General features: G+C 44.6%; 17 protein-coding genes. 8 read left to right on the top strand and 9 right to left on the bottom strand.

Features of this window, described 5'->3' with window-relative positions; all coding sequences use genetic code 11:
- Positions 1–89: 89 nt before the first annotated feature.
- Entirely contained in the window at positions 90–698 is a 609-nt protein-coding gene (locus AC787_RS29855) for an AAA family ATPase (protein WP_054028599.1), read from the bottom strand.
- A 241-nt stretch (positions 699–939) separates the two neighbouring features.
- Positions 940–1,272, bottom strand: a complete 333-nt coding sequence (locus AC787_RS29850; protein ID WP_054028598.1) for a hypothetical protein — start codon at positions 1,270–1,272, stop codon at positions 940–942.
- Between the two features lie 141 nt (positions 1,273–1,413).
- Between AC787_RS29850 and asnB the strand changes: the two genes are divergently transcribed.
- Positions 1,414–3,258 carry an asparagine synthase (glutamine-hydrolyzing) gene (gene asnB / locus AC787_RS29845; protein WP_054028597.1) on the top strand — a complete coding sequence of 615 codons (1,845 nt, stop codon included), beginning with the start codon at positions 1,414–1,416 and terminating at the stop codon, positions 3,256–3,258.
- A 100-nt stretch (positions 3,259–3,358) separates the two neighbouring features.
- Here the strand turns inward: asnB and rdgB are convergent, their stop codons facing one another.
- From rdgB to AC787_RS29830, 3 genes are all read right to left on the bottom strand, one after another.
- Complete coding sequence (rdgB, locus tag AC787_RS29840) at positions 3,359–4,021, bottom strand: RdgB/HAM1 family non-canonical purine NTP pyrophosphatase (protein ID WP_054028596.1); 663 nt, start codon at positions 4,019–4,021, stop codon at positions 3,359–3,361.
- A gap of 8 nt (positions 4,022–4,029) precedes the next feature.
- Positions 4,030–4,767 carry a ribonuclease PH gene (gene rph / locus AC787_RS29835; RefSeq protein ID WP_054028595.1) on the bottom strand — a complete coding sequence of 246 codons (738 nt, stop codon included), beginning with the start codon at positions 4,765–4,767 and terminating at the stop codon, positions 4,030–4,032.
- Between the two features lie 282 nt (positions 4,768–5,049).
- Positions 5,050–6,102, bottom strand: coding sequence for a GerMN domain-containing protein (locus AC787_RS29830; protein ID WP_054028594.1), 1,053 nt, complete (start codon positions 6,100–6,102; stop codon positions 5,050–5,052).
- Positions 6,103–6,233: 131 nt separating this feature from the next.
- Between AC787_RS29830 and AC787_RS29825 the strand changes: the two genes are divergently transcribed.
- Both AC787_RS29825 and AC787_RS29820 read left to right on the top strand, forming a co-directional pair.
- Positions 6,234–6,773 carry a phosphatidylglycerophosphatase A gene (locus tag AC787_RS29825; RefSeq protein ID WP_054028593.1) on the top strand — a complete coding sequence of 180 codons (540 nt, stop codon included), beginning with the start codon at positions 6,234–6,236 and terminating at the stop codon, positions 6,771–6,773.
- A 381-nt stretch (positions 6,774–7,154) separates the two neighbouring features.
- The gene (locus AC787_RS29820) at positions 7,155–7,835 is read left to right on the top strand and encodes a TIGR00266 family protein (RefSeq protein ID WP_054028592.1); all 681 of its coding nucleotides are present in this window, start codon (positions 7,155–7,157) and stop codon (positions 7,833–7,835) included.
- Between the two features lie 1,041 nt (positions 7,836–8,876).
- Here AC787_RS29820 and glpX read toward each other — a convergent pair.
- From glpX to AC787_RS29805, 3 genes are all read right to left on the bottom strand, one after another.
- The gene (gene glpX / locus AC787_RS29815) at positions 8,877–9,848 is read right to left on the bottom strand and encodes a class II fructose-bisphosphatase (RefSeq protein ID WP_054028591.1); all 972 of its coding nucleotides are present in this window, start codon (positions 9,846–9,848) and stop codon (positions 8,877–8,879) included.
- A 416-nt stretch (positions 9,849–10,264) separates the two neighbouring features.
- Positions 10,265–11,311, bottom strand: a complete 1,047-nt coding sequence (locus AC787_RS29810; RefSeq protein ID WP_235561158.1) for an MBL fold metallo-hydrolase — start codon at positions 11,309–11,311, stop codon at positions 10,265–10,267.
- Positions 11,308–12,072: a class I SAM-dependent methyltransferase gene (locus AC787_RS29805; RefSeq protein WP_321166187.1), complete on the bottom strand. Its 765-nt coding sequence runs from the start codon at positions 12,070–12,072 to the stop codon at positions 11,308–11,310. The genes AC787_RS29810 and AC787_RS29805 overlap by 4 nt, the downstream gene beginning before the upstream one ends.
- A gap of 171 nt (positions 12,073–12,243) precedes the next feature.
- On the opposite strand from AC787_RS29805, the gene AC787_RS29800 reads away from it, so the two are divergent.
- Genes AC787_RS29800 through AC787_RS29790 form a run of 3 tightly spaced genes read left to right on the top strand, consistent with a single transcriptional unit; the run spans position 12,244 to position 15,760 of the window.
- On the top strand, positions 12,244–13,575 hold the full coding sequence (locus AC787_RS29800; protein ID WP_054028590.1) for a spore germination protein: 1,332 nt from the start codon (positions 12,244–12,246) through the stop codon (positions 13,573–13,575).
- Positions 13,572–14,672: a GerAB/ArcD/ProY family transporter gene (locus AC787_RS29795; RefSeq protein ID WP_054028589.1), complete on the top strand. Its 1,101-nt coding sequence runs from the start codon at positions 13,572–13,574 to the stop codon at positions 14,670–14,672. Before AC787_RS29800 ends, AC787_RS29795 begins: the two co-directional genes overlap by 4 nt.
- A complete protein-coding gene (locus AC787_RS29790) occupies positions 14,669–15,760 on the top strand; it encodes a Ger(x)C family spore germination protein (protein WP_054028588.1) in 1,092 nt (363 codons plus the stop codon). The genes AC787_RS29795 and AC787_RS29790 overlap by 4 nt, the downstream gene beginning before the upstream one ends.
- Before the next feature lie 80 nt (positions 15,761–15,840).
- Here AC787_RS29790 and fni read toward each other — a convergent pair whose 3' ends face one another.
- On the bottom strand, positions 15,841–16,896 hold the full coding sequence (gene fni, locus AC787_RS29785; protein WP_054028587.1) for a type 2 isopentenyl-diphosphate Delta-isomerase: 1,056 nt from the start codon (positions 16,894–16,896) through the stop codon (positions 15,841–15,843).
- A gap of 585 nt (positions 16,897–17,481) precedes the next feature.
- On the opposite strand from fni, the gene nagB reads away from it, so the two are divergent.
- Both nagB and nagA read left to right on the top strand, forming a co-directional pair.
- Entirely contained in the window at positions 17,482–18,207 is a 726-nt protein-coding gene (nagB, locus tag AC787_RS29780) for a glucosamine-6-phosphate deaminase (RefSeq protein WP_054028586.1), read from the top strand.
- Positions 18,208–19,401 (top strand): N-acetylglucosamine-6-phosphate deacetylase, encoded by a 1,194-nt coding sequence (nagA, locus tag AC787_RS29775; RefSeq protein ID WP_054028585.1) that lies wholly within the window; start codon positions 18,208–18,210, stop codon positions 19,399–19,401.
- Positions 19,402–19,421 lie beyond the last annotated feature (20 nt).

The following is a 19,421-nucleotide window of genomic DNA, read 5'->3' as shown; positions in this document are numbered from 1 at the left end:
AAATCCTTACAAATAAAAAGGCGGCATCAACGGTTATTTACCGTTTGAAGCCGCCTTTGCTTATTTAAATGTTTTCAAACCCGACCGTATTAGACCGAAAAGGATGCCTGCTTTTCATTAACGAATTGGAATAATTGCTCTGATTTCTCGTCTGTAAGCTCTCCACTATTATCAAACACAAGAATCGAGGAGCTTGGAATGTCCCAATTGATTTGCGGTACAAATTCAATACGCTTCTCAAAATCGCCCCAGTTGTTCAGTTTCCACTGGTCGCGTTCCGTTTGACGACCAACGATACGATTTTTTTGCAACTCCATATCCAGCAGTGTTACGACAACAACTTTAATGTCTACTTCACTCATCGTTAATCCAGCTGCTTCAACAACCTCTTCAATCCACTGTTTGTTTTTCAGCTCTGCTGTAAACGGTGAAATCATAAATACGTTTTGTCCTGCTGCCAAATTTTCGATACATACGTCCTTTGCAGTATCATATTCCAGATCACGCAAATGCTTTTTGTAGTAATCAGAATCTCGATCTCTTTTATCCAACCCGTTTATCTCCAAAATAGCCTCAACAAATCGACCGCCAATTGTATCACGGTCAAGAAAAGCAGCTGGAATGCGAGCAGCTAGCTTTCTAGCTACCGTTGTTTTACCCGTCCCTGCTACTCCGACAAAAAAAACTAACTTTTGCAAAACGAAAACCCTCCACTATTTTTTGTAGAAGTATATCATTTTTTGTACCAACATAATAGAATTGATTGCTCAAAAACAGCGATATAATAGGAAAAAACATTCTTATTTCATTTTTTCAGTATCATCTATGTTATTTTCTGTACAATTATCGATCTTTTATAAAATAAAACAGGATGTTGCAGCAGCTATTACGCTTCTGCAACATCCTGTTTACTGTGCCTAGCAATACTCATCCCGCTCATTAAAAAAACTGCATTGATTCGATATGCTGCTTAGTCGTGTCCGTTCCGAACTCATACAATTGCCTGTAGATTCGCTCAATCAACTCATCATAACCAGCATTGATTTCGCTGTCGCTTGCTGAACCAAACGGACTGTGCGAGAAATGAAGCATTTCCGCTTCATCCATGCTTGATAGCTCATCAAACAGCTCTCTAAGCTTCGTATGCTCATGCTCATTCACTATTATCTCAAGCTCATACGCAGCTGCTTGCGGATCCTCTAATATTTGTCCCGCCTGAACCGAAACGTAATAATGTTTGCGTTCTTCATTTCCGGCTTTCTGTTCAACCATCAATCGCACACTCCTTCCTGCGTTTAAAACTTTTCACAGCCACCTCTAGCATCCCCCGTCGGACAGACATTTTATCCCTTATTCTGCATATAACTGATATTATCGCTACATTGAGAACAGCAAAAGAGAGGAATGAGATCGATGTGTGGAATTACCGGCTGGATCGACTGGAACCGTGATCTGACTAAGCAAAGTGAAAGCTTAGAGAAGATGACAGACACCCTTGCACCGCGCGGTCCCGACGCTTCCGGTACGTGGATATCAGCGCATTGCGCTTTAGGCCATCGACGTTTATCCGTCATTGATCCGGAGAACGGGGCACAGCCAATGATTCGCCATACCGGCGATGACAAATATGTGGTTGTCTATAACGGGGAATTGTATAATGCACCAGAACTTCGCAAGGAATTGGAAAGCAGGGGCAGAAACTTTACAACAAATTGTGACACTGAAGTGCTTCTGGTCGCTTTTATGGAATGGGGCAAGGCTTGTGTAGAGCGTTTTAATGGAATATTTGCATTTGCAATATGGAATGTGGCAGAGCAAGAGCTCTTCTTAGCTCGTGATCGGCTTGGCGTTAAACCGCTGTTCTATAGCACACAGGACGGTTTATTTATTTTTGGCTCCGAACAAAAATGTATATTGGCACACCCTGCTGTACTGCCAGAAGTTGGCGCGGAAGGTCTTGCTGAAATTTTCATTTTAGGACCAGCACGCACTCCAGGCCATGGTGTATATAAACAAATCAGCGAGCTTAGACCTGGTCGGTGTATGACGGTCAACCATGCAGGCGTAAAGACAATTACGTACTGGCAGCTAGAGAGCAGTCCTCATGGGCAAAATGTAGATGAAACCGCAGAACATGTGGGAGGGCTGCTAAAGGATACGGTTGAGCGTCAGCTCGTTTCCGACGTTCCTGTATGCACCTTGTTATCTGGCGGCCTCGATTCCAGTGCGCTAACTACACTTGCCGTCAATTATTACAACGAAAACGGGCAAGGGAATGTCCATACGTACTCTGTGGATTACGCAGATAACGATAAACATTTTAAGGCGCATGCCTTCCAGCCTAATAGTGATGCTCCATGGATCGAGAGAATGACGTCGCATCTGGGTACAATCCATCATCCCATACAGTTCGATACGCCAGATTTAGTCGGCGCTTTAAAAGCGGCTACCTTCGCTCGCGATCTACCGGGCATGGCCGATGTTGATGCTTCACTTCTGCTGTTTTGCCATGAAATTAAAAAAGATGCAACCGTAGCGATATCTGGCGAAGCTGCCGATGAAATTTTTGGCGGCTATCCTTGGTTTCATCGCGAAGAAGCTTTGAATGCAAATACCTTTCCATGGTCGCTTGCTTCCACTATGCGTGCCGATTTGCTCGCACCTGACGTTGCCGCATGGATTAAACCGCTCGATTACATCGGGGACCGTTATTCACAAGCGATAGCGGAGGTGCCTCATCTGGATGGGGAATCTGAGCAGCTGCGCAAGATGCGGCAAATGTCTTATTTGAATATTACCCGCTTCATGCCAACGCTTCTAGACCGCAAGGATCGAATGAGTATGGCAGCAGGCTTAGAGGTTCGTGTCCCTTTCTGCGATCATCGGCTAGTCGAGTATGTGTGGAACATTCCGTGGGAGATCAAGACATCCGGTGATCGGGAAAAAGGAATATTGCGCAAGTCGCTGCGCGGTATATTACCTGAAGACGTATTGACTCGCAAAAAAAGCCCGTATCCTAAAACGCATAATCCAAACTATTTGGCCGCCGTCAAAGGACTGTTGCTCGATGTACTGAATGATTCCAGCTCTCCGCTCCTTCCGTTAATCAATGTGGAAAAGATCAGAGCGCTAACCGAGTCGGAATCCGCGAGCTCGAATACGCCTTGGTTTGGTCAGCTGATGTCTGGTCCGCAGCTGTTCGCTTATTTATATCAGGTAAATTTATGGTTAAAGCAATATAAAGTTGTTATAAGCTGACCAAACTTATGTACTTCTCCTCATCACAAAAAAAAAAGCACCCCTAACTGCTTGAAGCCAATGCAATCGGCTGCTTGCGGATGGGGGTGCTTTTTTAAAATTATTGCCCTTGCTCAAGCAGCGGAAGCAGCTTTCTTAATGCGTCACCGCGATGACTGATTTGCTGCTTCTCTTCCTGTGACAACTCAGCCATTCCGCGATTCAAGCTTGGAAGCCAAAACAACGGATCATAACCAAAACCGCCAATTCCGTGAGGCGTATCTGTAATGAAACCATCTACAGTGCCTTCCGCTTCCAAAAACAAGCCGGTTGCTGGATCATACAGCGCTAACGCGCATACGAACTGCGCCTTGCTCATGATTTGTGAGCCATCAGTCAAATGCCCTAAATCTTCTCGTTCAACATTATCCCCAAGTCGCTGAAGCTCCTGAATGAGCTTGGCATTGTTTTCACCGTCAGTCGCATCCTCACCTGCATAACGTGCCGAATAGACACCTGGATCGCCATTCAACGCTGTAACGCGCAAGCCCGAATCATCAGCCAGTACAGGAACGCCTAGCGCGTCTCCCGTCGTCTTTGCTTTGATTCGTGCATTAGCGGCGAAAGTATCGCCATCTTCCACGATATCTGGAATTTGCGGATAATCCAGCAGGCTTTCAACCGATTTATCAAGCTTCTGGAGCGCATGTGCGAATTCCTTCACCTTGCCGGCATTTTTGGTAGCTATAACAATAACGTCATGATTTAAAATGGAATGTCTCATCCGAATTATTAACCTCCGATACGCGCCGCCAAAGGACCGAGAACATCCTTTTGCTTGCTGATCAACTCGAGAATACCCTCTTCTCCGAGTGCCAGCAATTGATTAAGTTCTTCACGTGAAAACGGAGCTTCCTCGCCTGTTCCCTGCACTTCAACAAACTTGCCGCTGCCTGTCATAACAACGTTCATATCAACCTTTGCCTTGGAATCTTCCTCGTAATTCAGATCAAGCAGCGCTCTCTCTTGAATGACGCCTACACTTACCGAAGCCAAGAAATCTGTAATCGGGTATTTGGCAAACTGCACCTTCTCCGAAATTTTATTGATTGCAATTGAAAGCGCAATAAACGCACCTGTAATTGATGTCGTGCGCGTACCGCCATCAGCTTGAATGACATCGCAATCAAGCGTTATCGTCCGCTCACCTAATGCTTGCAAATCAATGACTGATCGTAATGCACGGCCAATAAGGCGCTGTATCTCCATCGTCCGGCCTGTCAGCTTCCCTTTAGCGGCTTCACGAATATTGCGTGTATGTGTTGCGCGCGGCAGCATGGCATATTCAGCTGTAATCCAGCCTTTGCCTTGTCCCTTCATGAATGGAGGTACTCTGTCCTCTACACTCGCCGTACAAATGACCTTCGTCTCTCCGACCTCGATGAGAACCGATCCTTCTGCGTATTTATTGACACCTGTCGTTATGGTTACCGGCCGAAGCTGGTTCGGTTGCCGACCATCGTTTCTCATGCTAATTTCCTCCTGAGTGTTGCGTTTTACGATTAGAAAACAAATGTATCCTATCCTGCAATCTTTCCTATTTTAACAAAGTAACCTGTGAATTGCATCCGCCGCTCGTGAAAAAGAAAACTGTAGCGATTGTACATGTACTCCTTCGCTCAAGATTAGGAACAATTTAGTATGCCGGCTTCTTTATAACTTGATCGGTTCAGACATTATAAATGCACAAAAGAGGCCTTTCAAAAAGCATTCGCTTTTGAGCAGCCTCTTCGTACACACCATAGTTATTTATTATGACTTCATTGCATTGACGTGATGCGGTCTGCCCACAGGCTCGCTGTATGAGTTGTTGGCATCGTCCACAACATTAGTTTCTCCGTTCAACTTGATTTGAACGGTTGCTGCGTCCGTATTTTCCGTGACAGAAAGTACGAGTGCTTGGAGCATTTCAGACGGAAGCTTTTGACCCTTTTGATAAGCTTCATCCTGCAAATCGACAGTAACTACATCACCTTCCTGCACAACGTTTTTCACTTGTACATCTGGAAGGATTACACTCGTCAATTCTTTTTTGTTAAGCGGACCCGAAATGAGCTGTTCAAGTGCCGCTTGAGCTGGAGACTCCGAACGAGCGACTAGTCTTGTAACTGGAACGTAATATTGTTCGTCGTTTAACGTTTGAGCGGAGAAGTAGAGCGTTACAGGTGTCGATTGCGCATAATTCACACCATCAGCCGCCTCAATATTAATGCCGACCGACCTTGTCAGCTTGTTGTCAAGCGGGAAGCCGTCTTGAGGCATTTCCGGCAGTTTGGCGCCTTCGTACCAGATTTCAACCCCTTCAATTCCAGGCATAGCTGTCAAAGTCCAAGTGATGGCTTCAACAATCGTGCGCTCGTCCTGCGGGTTGTAATCACTGAACGGTTCAGAAAACTCTACCGTTGCAAGCTTTTGCTCTTTATCATATTTATACGATTTAATTTGAGTGCCTTGCGGGATAACAGCGCGGAAGTCCTCTGGCAGTTGATTCGCATACGTGCCATTCTCAACCATCATCTCGAGTGCCTTTTGTGCGGCTGCTTCATTTTTGCCAAGGGTAGTTTGAAGTGAGATTGGAGCCAAATAACCGTTACGATCTTCGAGATATACCGTCATTTGTGTGCCGTCACCTTCTCCGACTGCCTGTCCAGTTTCTGCACCTTCTACCCCGTCCTTAACTTCCACCTGTGGCGGATCGATTGGCTTGCTTGTCTGCTGGGAAAACAGACCACAACCCGAAGTAAGAATGGGCAACACGAGAACCCCCGAAAGTACAGCACCCCTAATCCATCTTTTTTGAATCATATTGACCTTTCCTCCCTAATCAAGTTTTGCCTAGCGGCTTTGTACAACTCCTTATTTGTAGTACTATGTATACGAGCCCTTCCCTTTTTTAGACCAGTTTTGTCCATAAAATCATAAGGGGGAACAAAAACATGTCCAATCCCGAAATTTATAGCCTCAATAGCCGCAAAGTGGCTGAAGCTACAGACGAATGGCTCCTCAAACGCGGAGTAACAAAGATGGCGATTGCCGAGCTTGTGCATTTTTTGCAAAAAGACTATTTCCCAGGCTTAACGCCTGAGGATTGCATTGTCCATATTGATGCCGTCCTATCGAAGCGCGAAGTACAAAATGCTGTTCTGACCGGGATACAGCTCGATATTCTCGCTGAGGAAGGCAAGTTGATGCCCCCGCTGCAGGATATGATCAAGCATGACGAGAGTCTTTATGGATGCGATGAAATTTTGGCACTGTCAATTGTCAACGTATATGGGAGCATCGGCTTTACGAATTTCGGTTATGTCGATAAGCTGAAGCCCGGTATTCTGGTCAAGCTCAACGACAAAAGCGACGGAGAAATCCATACGTTCTTAGATGATATCGTCGGGGCTATCGCAGCATCAGCAGCAAGTCGGATGGCCCACCGCAGACAAGCAGAGCGTGAAGGTGTCACACAGCCTCCACTCGACTAAACAGAGATTACGAAGCGAGGTTTTGCATTTGCAAAACCTTTCTTGCTTACGAAGCAGGATTTTGCGCTCGCAAAACCTAAGTCTGTGCTTACGAAGTAGATTTTGCGCTCGCAAAACCTAAGTCTGTGCTTACGAAGTATATTTTACTTTCGCAAAACCTAGGTCTATGCTTGCTAAGTTGATTTTGCTTTCGCAAAATCTAAGTCCATGCTTACGAAGTATGTTTTGCGCTCGCAAAACCTAAGTCAATGCTTACGAAGTAAGTTTTGCGCTCGTACAATCTAAGTCATTGCTTACGAAGTAAGTTTTGCGCTCGTACAATCTAAGTCATTGCTTACGAAGTAGATTTTGCTTTCGCAAAATCTTTAGGGAGGTTAATTCATGAACTATGATATTTTTTATAAAGGCGCATTTGCTATGCTGAAGGTAAAGCTCAATCCGGGTGAGAGCGTAAAAGCCGAAATGGGCGCTATGGTGTCCATGTCCCCGAGCATTGATCTTAAAGGGACAACCGACGGCGGGTTTATGCGAGGACTCGGAAGAATGTTAAGCGGAGAGACGTTCTTTTTCCAAGAGATGACCGCGAATCGAGGTCAAGGTGAAGTCCACCTTGCCCCTCCTTCTCTTGGCGATATTGAAGCGATTGAACTCGACGGTTCTTATAAGCTGTATGTGCAAAAGGATGGTTTCTTAGCTGGAACCAGCGGCATAGAGGTCAATACAAAAATGCAAAACCTAGGCAAAGGACTGTTGTCCGGCGAAGGTTTCTTTATTGTAGAAATCAGCGGCAGAGGCACCGTGTTTCTCTCCTCCTATGGTGCGATCCATGCGCTGAACCTGAGCCATGGCGAAGAAGTCATCATAGATAACGGTCATTTAGTTGCTTGGCCTGGTTATATGAATTATACAATTGAAAAAGCATCAAAGGGCTGGTTATCCAGCATTACGAGCGGCGAGGGTCTCGTATGCCGCTTCCGCGGTGAAGGTGTTGTTCTTATCCAAACCCGCAATCCAGCAAGCTTTGGAGCTTGGTTGAAAAAGTTTATTCCAGGCGGCAACTAACTACCAGAGTAACGACATTCGCACTTTTACTCAGCTATGGAAATCATTTTAACGAAGCAACTCCTTCTAATGTGTGAACATTTACAATCAGATGAAGTATTCAGCAAAAGCTGCTACCACTCAGGAAAATTTATCAAAAAAACTCCATCTCATCTCATGAGTGTTGGACTTTACACCGGTTTACATGAAAAAACTCCCGCTAATTCGTCATCATTTACTCTAATGGAGTAGATATGCTCAAATTAACGGGAGTTTTTCCAGTTATATGCCCCTATCACTCCCAGTTTATTAAAAATAGCAGGAGTTTTTCCTGTTCACTAACAAATTCTGCGTTTGACGGGTATAGGATTGAACCTAACGGACATAGAAGCCGCTATTATGATGATTAAAGCTCAAACTAGATTCTAACGGACACCAAATACGCTATTGAGGTAAAATGGCGACCAATTTGAACACTTGAAGCCATATAAAGGCCTCTATGTCCGTTAGATCTTCAAATGAGGCTAATTGTGGTGAATACGGGCTCTGATGTCCGTTACGTGTAAACTAATGCAAAATTAGCGCTTAACGGCTTTAGGCTTGAAGCCCTAACGGACTTAGAAGCCGCTATTACGATGATTCAAGCTCAAACTGGATTCTAACGGACACCAAATACGCTATTGAGGTAAAATGGCGACCAATTTGAACACTTGAAGCTACATAAGAGCCTCTATGTCCATTAGATCTTCAAAAGAGGCTTATTGTAGTGAATAAGGGCTCTGGTGTCCGTTACGTGTAAACTATTGCAAAATTAGCGCTTAACGGGTTTAGGCTTTAGGCTTGTAGCCCTTACGGACATAGAAGCCGCTATTACGATGATTCAAGCTCAAACTGGTTTCTAACGGACACCAAATACGCTATTGAGGTAAAATGGCGACCAATTTGAACACTTGAAGACATATAAGGGCCTCTATGTCCGTTAGATCTTCAAAAGAGGCTTATTGTAGTGAATAAGGGCTCTGGTGTCCGTTACGTGTAAACTATTGCAATGGAGGCAATTGTTTATTTATGATTATTTAAAAATGTTTTATTTGGTAAATAGTGCATAGCGCGCACGAAACGGATCGTTTTGGTCTTAGCACGCATCACGATGGAATGTGTCTCTGCCCTCTCGTCAGGAAAATACTGAACTCCGCCCAAAAACTCACCTGGCGTTACGCCTGTTGCTGCAAAATAGACATCACCCGTTCCAATCATATCCTCCATCGTAAGCACCCGATATGGATCTGCAATGCCCATTTGAACACAGCGATTGTATTCATTGCTATCCGCCGGCATCAACCTTGCTTGCAGCTCGCCACCTAAACATTTCAACGCTGCCGCGGCTAATACGCCCTCCGGTGCGCCTCCAGAACCCACATATAAATCAATGCCTGCCTCAGGAAAAGCAGGTGCCATCGCGCCTGCAACGTCACCATCTGACAAAAACTTTATGCGCACACCCACCCTGCGCAGCACCTTGACGATTGCTTCATGACGCGTCCTATCCAAAATCATAACGGTTAAATCAGAAACCTTCTTGTTTAAAGCGTCTGCCGCTTTGCGTAGCGTTACATCCATCGGGTCAGTTATCGACAGCTTGCCAACAAGCGCTGGACCAAAAGCAAGCTTCTCCATGTACATATCAGGAGCATGCAGTAGCTGGCCTTTCCCTGCTACTGCAAGCACGGACATCGCATTGTTAAGTCCTTTGGCTACAATTTCCGTACCTTCCAGCGGATCAACAGCTACGTCAACCTCAGGACCATTCAAGCTGCCTACTTCCTCACCAATGTATAACATCGGCGCTTCATCCATTTCCCCTTCGCCTATGACGACAGTACCGCGAATGGACACCGAATCAAACATTGAGCGCATCGCAGAGGTTGCCGCTCCATCAGCACTGTTCTTATCGCCTCTCCCCATCCAAGGCGCGGATGCGAGCGCAGCCAACTCCGTTACACGTACAAGCTCTAATGCTAATTCTCTCTCCATAATCCAGTCTCCCTTTGCTTTCATATGACGGAATAAATAATTAGAACACATGTTGAGGTCATTTCCGTTATTTAATATGTATCATATATTTATATATGTCGCAATATATATTTATATCCCTTCATTAAATCATCATTAATAATTGAAACATTATTTTGATATCAACTATTTTTCGTTAAGACAACAAAAGAGCATACCTTCACAGGTGTTACCTGTAAAAGTACGCTCTATTGATCAATCTAAAAGAATAGCAACAAATGAAAGCAGTTATTCATAAAGCTCGATTTCAAAAAGCGAAGGACCATATGGCGGCAAGCCTTTATCTGTCACCCATATACGTACATACCTAGCTTCAGTTATTTCATCAAAGTGTTCAAGGATAGTTATGGCATTACCCCGCAGGAATTTCGCGATCGTTAAGCGATGATTGCAGAATAATAATAAATGCCTTCTCTTTCATCTGATGAGATTCGAGCTTGACGTTCTAAATATACCAAATGCGCTAGCGTCTCCGACATCGCGAATCTCAATTGATGTGCATTCCCATTCAGTCGATTGCCGAATAGAGCCTCGCACATGCCAAAGGCGGTGAGGGGCTCTTCTTCGAGCATCCTAACCATCTTGTCCAATCTGCGAATATGATGCTGCTGAAGCTCCAAGATCCTGCCTTGGAAATCACTAAAAGGATCACGATGTCCAGGAAAAGCTAATTGAACCTCATAATTTGCGAGCTCCTGCAAGCTGCCCAGAAAAGCATCCAACGGATCACCGTCCTCACCAGGCACGATACTTACATTCGGGGTAATATGAGGCATGACCTGATCACCGCACACCATCCATTTCCGTTCCTTCTGATAAAAGCAAAGTTGTCCGTTTGCATGACCAGGCGCGTCTAATAAGAGCCAGCTCATACCGCCGATCATAATTTGATCTCCCGCTTCGAAATAGGTTACCTCTGGCTGCGGAGACACCATATCCACAAATGTTTCAAGATTTAGCGCAATTGCCTCTCTATGCTGGGTTGGCATGCCATGCATCGCATAAAGAGCTTGCAGTTGCTCGGCGAATTGGCTTTCCTTTCCCCAGAGCCTAATCGCGTAGTCATGTGCCCTGCGTGACATAAACACTGGCGCGCCGCTTTTCTCCTGCACATAACCAGCCAGCCCATAATGATCGGGATGCTGATGCGTCAGGATGATTCGTGAAATATTATGCCACTCAAGGCCATGATAATGTAAGACCTTATCCCACACCTGAATAGCCTCGTCCGTTCGTAGTCCCGGATCAATGAGTGTATATCCATGTTCTTCAGGTATAAGATAGCTGTTTACCCACTTCAGCGAAAAGGGAACAGGCACCTTTACCTGCAGCCATTCTTCCTGCAATGAAACCGTATGTATAGACGCTTCTTCTTTTGTATGCGGCAAGCTGCTTAACTCATCCTTGTTATCAAACATTGTCATTTCGCCCTCCCTGTCATAATCATACGAGGAGAAGCTTCTGGATCATATTTTGAGCCATCATAATTCCCATACAACTTTTCTAATCTAAGACTGCAAGCTCCAAGATTATGTTCAAACCAATCCAGCTTGTACAATCTAACTTGCTCTAAGTATTGTCTTGGCTTCTCCTCTCTTCGCGGATTGAAAATGGAAATCCCCTTCTGTACCCATCCATTTGTAATGGAACGTGCCTCTTGTATAAGCAAGCCTGTCTCCTCATCTAAACGCTCCGATCGGGGCACTAAGGTTTGAGCCACATATATAGGATTAAGGAAATCTATAAGAAAAGAACCGTCTGGACGCAGCACCCTCCGAATATGCCGAAGCACATTCACATTATCTTCCTCCACTGTGAAATAGCCAAATGAGGTAAATAAATTGACCGTTGCATCAAAACACTCCGCTTCAAACGGCAGCTCGCGCATATCCCCTTTAACCCATTCAACAAGCCCGTCTTCATCATGACGATGAGCCTCATGAAGCAATATATCAGATAAATCCATACCGGTTACGGAATACCCTAAGTTTGCTAAGGCAAGTGAATGCCTTCCCATTCCACATCCTATATCTAGTACATGAGAACCTTCCGTCAGCTCCAGCCAAGCGATCATTTTGGAAGCTTCTTTATTTGCATTTTCCCAATCGCGATGTTTGTAGACAAGCATATAATCGGAGCCAAAGCTCTGTTCGTACCATGGTTTCATTTTAATGCTCTCCTTCATAAAGGTCATGCGAATTGCCTGCTAAATATGATCACTTCATTGTACTTTAATTCCAACATACTGGCAAAAACCGATTCCAATAAGCATAATTTTCATTTATACGTGCAAACTATGGAAGCTTATCCAGATTTTTTATTTACTTATGAGCAGCTTAAGAAAGGGGGAAGACGTATGAATGACCGTATCCGCTTATTATTTGCAGAAGCAATCGATATTAAATTAGAAATTTTGAAAAATAGCGAAATGACAATAGAAATTGCCTATATCGTTCCTTTATGCGAAGAAGTGAAAATAAGTGATTTCATTATCGTCCCTTTTACAAAAGAGGAATATTCTTTTCAATCCCAGTTGGATACAAATCCCGATTACGAAATACTTGAAGATGTCGCTAAATGGCAGGATCTTCTGCTGCGTGGCCATGTGCTGATTGAGGCAAATGGCATCATATATTCATTCAAAGCTGAACGCATTATATGTATTGAAAATTCACAAACACAAGTGGAAAGCGCTATTCAAGGCCCACAAATCGCGTTAAGCGAAAATATATATATATCGCTCAACCTTATCCGCAGCATGTATCCGTCTCCAGATCTCTCTGTGGAAGAGCATACGATTGGCTCATTGTCCAAAACACCTGTTTTCGCCTTATTCGACCAGCGGCGTGTAGATCCCTCAGTACTCGACAACGTACGTACAAAGTTAGCAACAATTAACGTGGAAATGCTTCATTCCTCAGGTGAGCTTGAGAAGCTCTTGGTCGGCAATCGCAAGCATTTGTTCCCTACTGTCCTTATCACAGAACGTCCTGACCGCATTACTAGTGCGATCTCCAAAGGGAAAATAATCATTCTCCTAAAGGGAAACATGTTCGCTATTATTTTGCCGTCAACCTTTTTTGACTTCATGCATGCGGTAGAGGATGATTACGACTCCTATTGGATGACTCGTTTTCTTATCTTCCTTCGGTATATGTCAACTTTGCTGACGATCACCTTGCCTGCTCTCTATATTTCCGTCGTCTCCTACAATCCAGAGCTGTTTCGCGTACAGCTTGCTTTCTCGATTGCAGGCAGCCGTTCTGCTGTCCCTTACCCATCGTTCATCGAGGTATTTATTATGCTCTTTATGATCGAAACACTAATTGAGGCAAGCATACGCTTACCTCGTTACATCGGTTCTACAGCTACGACTGTCGGAGGGCTTATTCTCGGACAAGCCGCGCAACAGGCCGGTCTCGTAAGCAGCATTATGATTATCGTTACGTCCGTAGTAGCCATTTCAAATTTTGTTATTCCTGTCAATTCGTTGTCATTTGCAGTCCGCTTCTTAAAGTATCCACTAATTGGAATCTCTATTTTCTTTGGCGTCACCGGCGTTGCCGTTGGTATGTTTATGTATGTCACGTATTTATGCAGCCTAAGGAGCTTCGGAAAGCCGTACATGCGTATTTTCGGAAAATTAAGACCGTTAGAAGGCGATGTTGGGCAGGTGAAGATTGAGTGAACCGTTATTTTTTTTACAACTTTACACTTGCCAGCTTCATTAATTTGATGCTGTATGTCCCGCATATACTCATACAGTTTCGCTATACGGGTGCGGTATCGTCCATGCTGGTAGGCATTGTTATCGGTACGATACTCGTCTATATGTACACAAGCGCAATGGCCCGTTTTCCCGGTAAGGGCTTGCCAGAAATATTAAAGCTGTATTGCCCGCAATGGCTCGTAACGATCTCCATGCTGTTTTTTACAATTTTGTGGTGGTTTGCAACTACGATTGTTGTTGTTGCTTACGCCATACTTATCAATCGTTTTTTCAATCCGGATGCAAATGCGATAGTTATTTTGACAATGCTCGTAATTGCCTGCGGTTATGCCGCCACACGCTCCACGCTCTCGGTAATGTTCATCATTGAAATCGGCTTTATCGTAAATGCTCCAATCATCATCTTTATATTGTTTAAGGCGGTGCGAAGCACACAGCTTAATTGGGATGCGATTCATGTCATAGCCAATTACGTAACGGAAATGCCTACCTTGGCCTGCGTAGCAGCCTCTACCCTTATTTTTACCGGTTACATCAATCTCTCGTTGTTCAATCGGCTCTTCCCGCCAAATTTCCGCTTTAAATTCCGCTTCGTATATCCGATATTCGGAGCCGTCATATTATTGATTACGTTTTTTGTGCCGATTGGCTTTCATGGAACGGAAGGAGTGAACCAATACGTCTATATTTGGAGCCAAACCGCAGACTCCCTGCTTATGCAATACGGTTTTATTGAGCGTGTGTTGTTTCTATTTTTAATTGTTTTCTTGAATCTGACTCTTGTGTACACGATGTCCGGATGGCATCAAGCGATGGAGTTTTTGAAAGCTTGCTTCCCGAACTATAAGCCGGAGTTCGACAGTCTCAAAACGCCGATATCCAACTACGTCATCGTCGGTATTTTTGCATTGCTCACCATCTTGTATCTCTTGGTGACGAATGAAAAGATGAACATGTACATCACTACCTATTGGCTCATTATCCGATTGTTCGTTGAGATTTTAATCGTCGTTTGGGTATTCGTGCTTAGCAAAAGGAGGTCCAAGGCCGTATGAGCATAACCCTTCGAGTCTTTTTGTTAATCCTTACTCTTGGTTTACTCGGCGGCTGCGGGTTCAAGGATATTGACAAACGATTCTTCGTGGTCGCCTTAGGCATAGATGCATCGGAAAATGAGAAAAAACCTTATCGTCTCACACTACTGCTTGCTGTTCCTTCTCCAAAGATCGAGCCTGGTGCTTCAAAAACGCAAATCGAAAGCATTGATACTGAATCGATCGCAGAAGGGGTTCGCATGTTGAAAGCCTACGTCGATAAGGAGCTTGATTTCGGACATTGCAAAGTGTTTCTGATTGGCGAGAAAATTGCCCGCCAAAATTATAAGGACATTTTGCAATGGATGTCTAGGAGAAGAGATATTCAGAGCGTGGCCGACATTGCAATTGGTAAACCAGACGCTGAAACAATCCTCAATGTAAAGCCTGTATCAGAGCGTTATCCTGGCAACACACTTTTTTTGAGTTTCGGAGCAGATGGAACCGAGTCATCCTATACATACGTAGAATCTTTGTCGGACTTTGCTAGGCGTGCCTCGGAGAAAGGTCTTGATCCGTTGATGCCTGTAATCATTAAAGATAGCAAGGAGAGCTTCATTATCAACCGAACAGCTCTGCTTGATAAAAAAAGGGTAAAGCTTATTTTATCACCGGCTGAATCACAGCTTTATAATCAAATCGCTGAAGATTTCACGAAATCTTCCATGCATGGTATGTTTCAAGGTTTGGATTTAGTCGTTGCCATTACTGAGATGCACTCCAAATTTCATCTTGGCAAGGAGAACGGTCAAGATACGATTATACTGGATATCATGATTAAAGTCGTATTTGAGGAGGCGCCTAAAGGCATTTATGAAGACCAGTGGTTGCCTATCGAGCAGGAATTAAATAAGGAATATGCTAAAACCTGCCTTGCCCTTCTCAAAAAAATCCAAAAGGCTAACGTTGATCCTATGGGTTTCGGGTTGCGTTATCGTGCCACCCATCCCGGAAACGATGCTTGGAAGCAGTGGCAGTCCATCTATCCCACTATTAAATTTGTGGTCAATCCTAATATCCAAATAGAAGGTACAGGTATTATCAAATAAAGGTCTCACTGCGCAGCAAAAAAGAGGTGACCTAGAAGCAAAAATATCGCTTCGGGTCACCTCTTTTTTAAATTACTATTTTATTTAAGGATTAATCGATTCGTTTGACTCAGCTCATTGATGGTTCCAACACCAATTCCAAACATCGCGGTACGCAGTTCAAATTCAATACGCTCGAATTGCTGCAGCAATTGTTCCTGTGAAATTTGGTTGCTGCTGTTAGCCGCTTGTGGCAGCAATACACGTCCAAAGCCTGCAAGATTCGCGCCAAGTGCGATTGCTTTCGCCGCATCAATGCCTGTTCGTAATCCACCGCTTGCAATAATATTAGCGTGGGGAAGCATTGCACGGATTTCCGTAACACTATCAGCGGTAGGTATTCCCCAATCGGCGAATGACTCGGCAGCTTGCCTTCTCAGATCATCCGTGGAACGAAACTTCTCGACCTGACTCCATGACGTACCACCCGCACCAGCAGCATCAATAAACGAAACGCCTACCCCTGCAAGCGCTGCTGCTGTCTCTGCATCAATGCCCCAGCCAACTTCCTTTACGCCTACTGGGACATCAAGCGACTTACAAACCTGCTCAATCGCAGACAATAAATTGCGAAAATCTGTATCTCCCTCAGGTTGGAACACCTCTTGCATGCTGTTGAGATGAAGGACTAGCGCATCCGCTTCAGCAATATGTACCGCTCTGCGGCAGGATTCCACTCCAAAACCATAGTTCAGCTGAACCGCACCAATGTTAGCAATGACTGGTACGGTAGGTGCATCTTTTCGAATGGAAAAAGAAGCTGCAAGTTGTTCGTTTTCTATTGCTGCACGCATGGAGCCTAGACCAATCGCCCAGCCTCTCGTCTCTGCAACAACCGCCAATCGACGATTAATGGCCCCTGCTTCATCCGTTCCACCCGTCATGGAGCTAACGAGAAGTGGTGCGCCTAGTTTTTTGCCGAACCATTCCGTATTCAAACTTACTTCAGCGAAGGAAAGTTCAGGCAGCGCATTATGCTTAAAGCGGTATCGCTCCAAGCCCGTTTCAATGCCAACGCTGTTTACTTGCTCCTGCAAGCAAATACGTATATGCTCTCCTTTGCGCTTTGCAGTTGCTGCTTGCTGATCTACTGACATGCTTGTTCCTCCCAAGCTTAAACGGCTAACGCCTTCTATAGCAACGCAGCTCACGTTTCGCTTCTCTATCTTCTTCATTCGTTTACGACTTGCTAAATTCCTCAGCAATATGCTGAACATATATGTAAGGATTATGTCTGCTTGTACAATACGAACCATAACCATTTCAGCTAAGTGACTACGTACTAGTTTAGCATAATTTTTTGATTCACGCTCTCAACTCCACGACATTGACACATAAGAAAAACCCATCGACAAAAAATAAGCGGGTTGCCCCTAATATTGGATAAATGCAACATTAAACTTTTAAAATTGAGCCGGTAAATCAGCTAGGTTTCAAATGGTACGAATCGGATCTCTGTGCTTTCCGCCTAGAATAGTTCTTCTAATAAATGTGGCATGATAAAGAAAAGTGTCCCCCTTCAAACAAATATGAGCCTAACTTGTTAGTTAGAAGTCACTGATCTCATATTAGACAAATGATTTTTACAATCATTTAATTGAATTTTACAATCATTTTATCTTGTTAAACCGTCGAAACTCATATAAAATATAACTAACAAAAGCCTTATAGGGGGAATAAACATGGAAATGATTATATTTGATACACAACAGGAATTAGATGCTTATGCAGCAGAGCTATTTGTAGGTATCGTTAACGAGAAACCAGACGCCGTACTAGGCCTTGCTACAGGATCGACACCCATTGGAATTTATGACAAAATAGTAGAGCTATACAATCAAAAAAAGGTTAGCTTCAAAGATGTGACAACGTTCAATTTGGATGAATATGTCGGAGTAAAACCTGATAACGACCAAAGCTACGCCTACTACATGAACCAGCATCTATTTTCGCACATCGATATTCCCGCAAACCAGATCCATTTGCCAAATGGCATGGCTTCGGATGTCGAGCGAGAATCCAATTCTTATGATGCAATGCTAGAAGCTAGTCCGGTAGATGTTCAGTTGCTTGGTCTGGGCCACAACGGTCATATTGGATTCAATGAACCTGATGTTAACCTTTCGGGCGGAACTCACGTTGTTAAGCTAAAAGAGGAAACGCGTGAAGCAAACGCTCGTTTCTTCGATTCTATGGATGAAGTACCTGAGTATGCGATTACGATGGGTGTTGGCTCCATTTTGAAAGCTAATACGATTGTGCTTGCTGTTCGTGGTGCTGATAAAGCGGAAATTGTAAAAGAAGCATTGACTGGTCCGATTACGACTAATGTGCCGGCTTCATTGCTGCAAACACATCCGCGCGTCATTGTTCTACTAGATCGCGAGGCAGGAAGGATGTTGAGTTAAATGACCACAAACTCTGCAAACTGGTTCATCCACAACGTAAATATCGTGCTTGAAGACGGGGTAGTTAACGGCAGTGTTTTCGTACAAGATGGAAAGATTACAAAGATTATCACTCAAGGTGACAATGAAGCAGCAGAGGCTTCGGATGCACAATCCGCGATAGACGGACAAGGAGGTTGGCTTCTTCCTGGCTTTATTGATGTGCATGTTCACGGCGGTTTCGGAGCTGATTTTATGGATGCCAACCGTGAGAGTTTCGACAAGATAACCAAATTCCACGCCTCGCAAGGCACAACAGGCATGCTGGCTACAACGATGACGGCTTCCAAGGAAGCGATCGAAGACGTATTGCATGCCGTAGCTGATTATCGCATCAGCGAAATGCCTTACGCAGCTTTATATGGTGTGCATTTGGAGGGGCCTTTCATAAGTGAGGTATGGCCTGGCGCTCAGAACCCTGCCTATATCAAGACCCCGCAGCTAGAGTGGATGCAGCATTGGCATGCCAAATGGCCCGATCTTCTTCGGCAGCTTACACTAGCTCCTGAGAAAAGCGGTGCAATCGAGACCATTTCATGGCTAGCTGAGCAAGGGATCAACACAGCTTGCGGGCATACGGATGCAGTCTATGATGAGGTGATCGCTGCGGCAGATGCCGGCCTCTCGCAAGCTGTCCATACGTACAATGCTATGCGTGGTCTCCATCACCGCGAGCCAGGTACACTTGGTGCTGTACTGACCGATGACCGTATTGTGGCCGAGCTTATAGCGGACGGCATACATGTGCATCCCGCAGCTATCCGACTGGTGCTCGCTGCTAAGCCTTCAGACAAAGTGATACTGATCACGGATGCGATGGCCGCAGCCGGCATGCCGGAAGGCGAGTATAGTCTTGGCGGCTTAGCCGTTATCGTTAAGGACGGCGAAGCAAGATTGCGCGAAGGCAATGCCCTTGCAGGCAGTTGTTTAACGATGATTGGTGCAGTACGCTTTATGCTTGAACAAACTAAGTTATCACTACCAGAGATTAGTCGTTTGGCAAGCGGCAATGCAGCGAAACAGCTTGGCATTATCGACCGTACCGGTACAATAGCAAGCGGCAAGCAAGCAGATCTTGTATGGGTTGACTCGCAAATGCAAGTACAGCAGACATGGGTACAAGGCCGTTCTGTATATGAAGCTCAGCGCTCATAAAATAAATACAACCAAAATAG

The sequence above is a fragment of the Bacillus sp. FJAT-28004 genome (assembly GCF_001280845.1).
Classification (GTDB): domain Bacteria; phylum Bacillota; class Bacilli; order Paenibacillales; family Paenibacillaceae; genus Pristimantibacillus.
Note: the sequence above shows the minus strand (reverse complement) of the source record. Positions and strands in the feature narration are given on the sequence as shown.

What these genes read in the sequence shown, in the direction of transcription:
- AC787_RS29790 (WP_054028588.1), top strand. Translation starts at nt 14,669, where the DNA reads ATGAGCATAACCCTTCGAGTCTTTTTGTTAATCCTTACTCTTGGTTTA.
- AC787_RS29805 (WP_321166187.1), bottom strand. Translation starts at nt 12,072, where the DNA reads ATGAAGGAGAGCATTAAAATGAAACCATGGTACGAACAGAGCTTTGGC.
- AC787_RS29850 (WP_054028598.1), bottom strand. Translation starts at nt 1,272, where the DNA reads ATGGTTGAACAGAAAGCCGGAAATGAAGAACGCAAACATTATTACGTT.
- AC787_RS29825 (WP_054028593.1), top strand. Translation starts at nt 6,234, where the DNA reads ATGTCCAATCCCGAAATTTATAGCCTCAATAGCCGCAAAGTGGCTGAA.
- AC787_RS29800 (WP_054028590.1), top strand. Translation starts at nt 12,244, where the DNA reads ATGAATGACCGTATCCGCTTATTATTTGCAGAAGCAATCGATATTAAA.
- rdgB (WP_054028596.1), bottom strand. Translation starts at nt 4,021, where the DNA reads ATGAGACATTCCATTTTAAATCATGACGTTATTGTTATAGCTACCAAA.
- nagB (WP_054028586.1), top strand. Translation starts at nt 17,482, where the DNA reads ATGGAAATGATTATATTTGATACACAACAGGAATTAGATGCTTATGCA.
- nagA (WP_054028585.1), top strand. Translation starts at nt 18,208, where the DNA reads ATGACCACAAACTCTGCAAACTGGTTCATCCACAACGTAAATATCGTG.
- AC787_RS29810 (WP_235561158.1), bottom strand. Translation starts at nt 11,311, where the DNA reads ATGACAATGTTTGATAACAAGGATGAGTTAAGCAGCTTGCCGCATACA.
- AC787_RS29820 (WP_054028592.1), top strand. Translation starts at nt 7,155, where the DNA reads ATGAACTATGATATTTTTTATAAAGGCGCATTTGCTATGCTGAAGGTA.
- asnB (WP_054028597.1), top strand. Translation starts at nt 1,414, where the DNA reads ATGTGTGGAATTACCGGCTGGATCGACTGGAACCGTGATCTGACTAAG.
- rph (WP_054028595.1), bottom strand. Translation starts at nt 4,767, where the DNA reads ATGAGAAACGATGGTCGGCAACCGAACCAGCTTCGGCCGGTAACCATA.
- AC787_RS29830 (WP_054028594.1), bottom strand. Translation starts at nt 6,102, where the DNA reads ATGATTCAAAAAAGATGGATTAGGGGTGCTGTACTTTCGGGGGTTCTC.
- fni (WP_054028587.1), bottom strand. Translation starts at nt 16,896, where the DNA reads ATGTCAGTAGATCAGCAAGCAGCAACTGCAAAGCGCAAAGGAGAGCAT.
- glpX (WP_054028591.1), bottom strand. Translation starts at nt 9,848, where the DNA reads ATGGAGAGAGAATTAGCATTAGAGCTTGTACGTGTAACGGAGTTGGCT.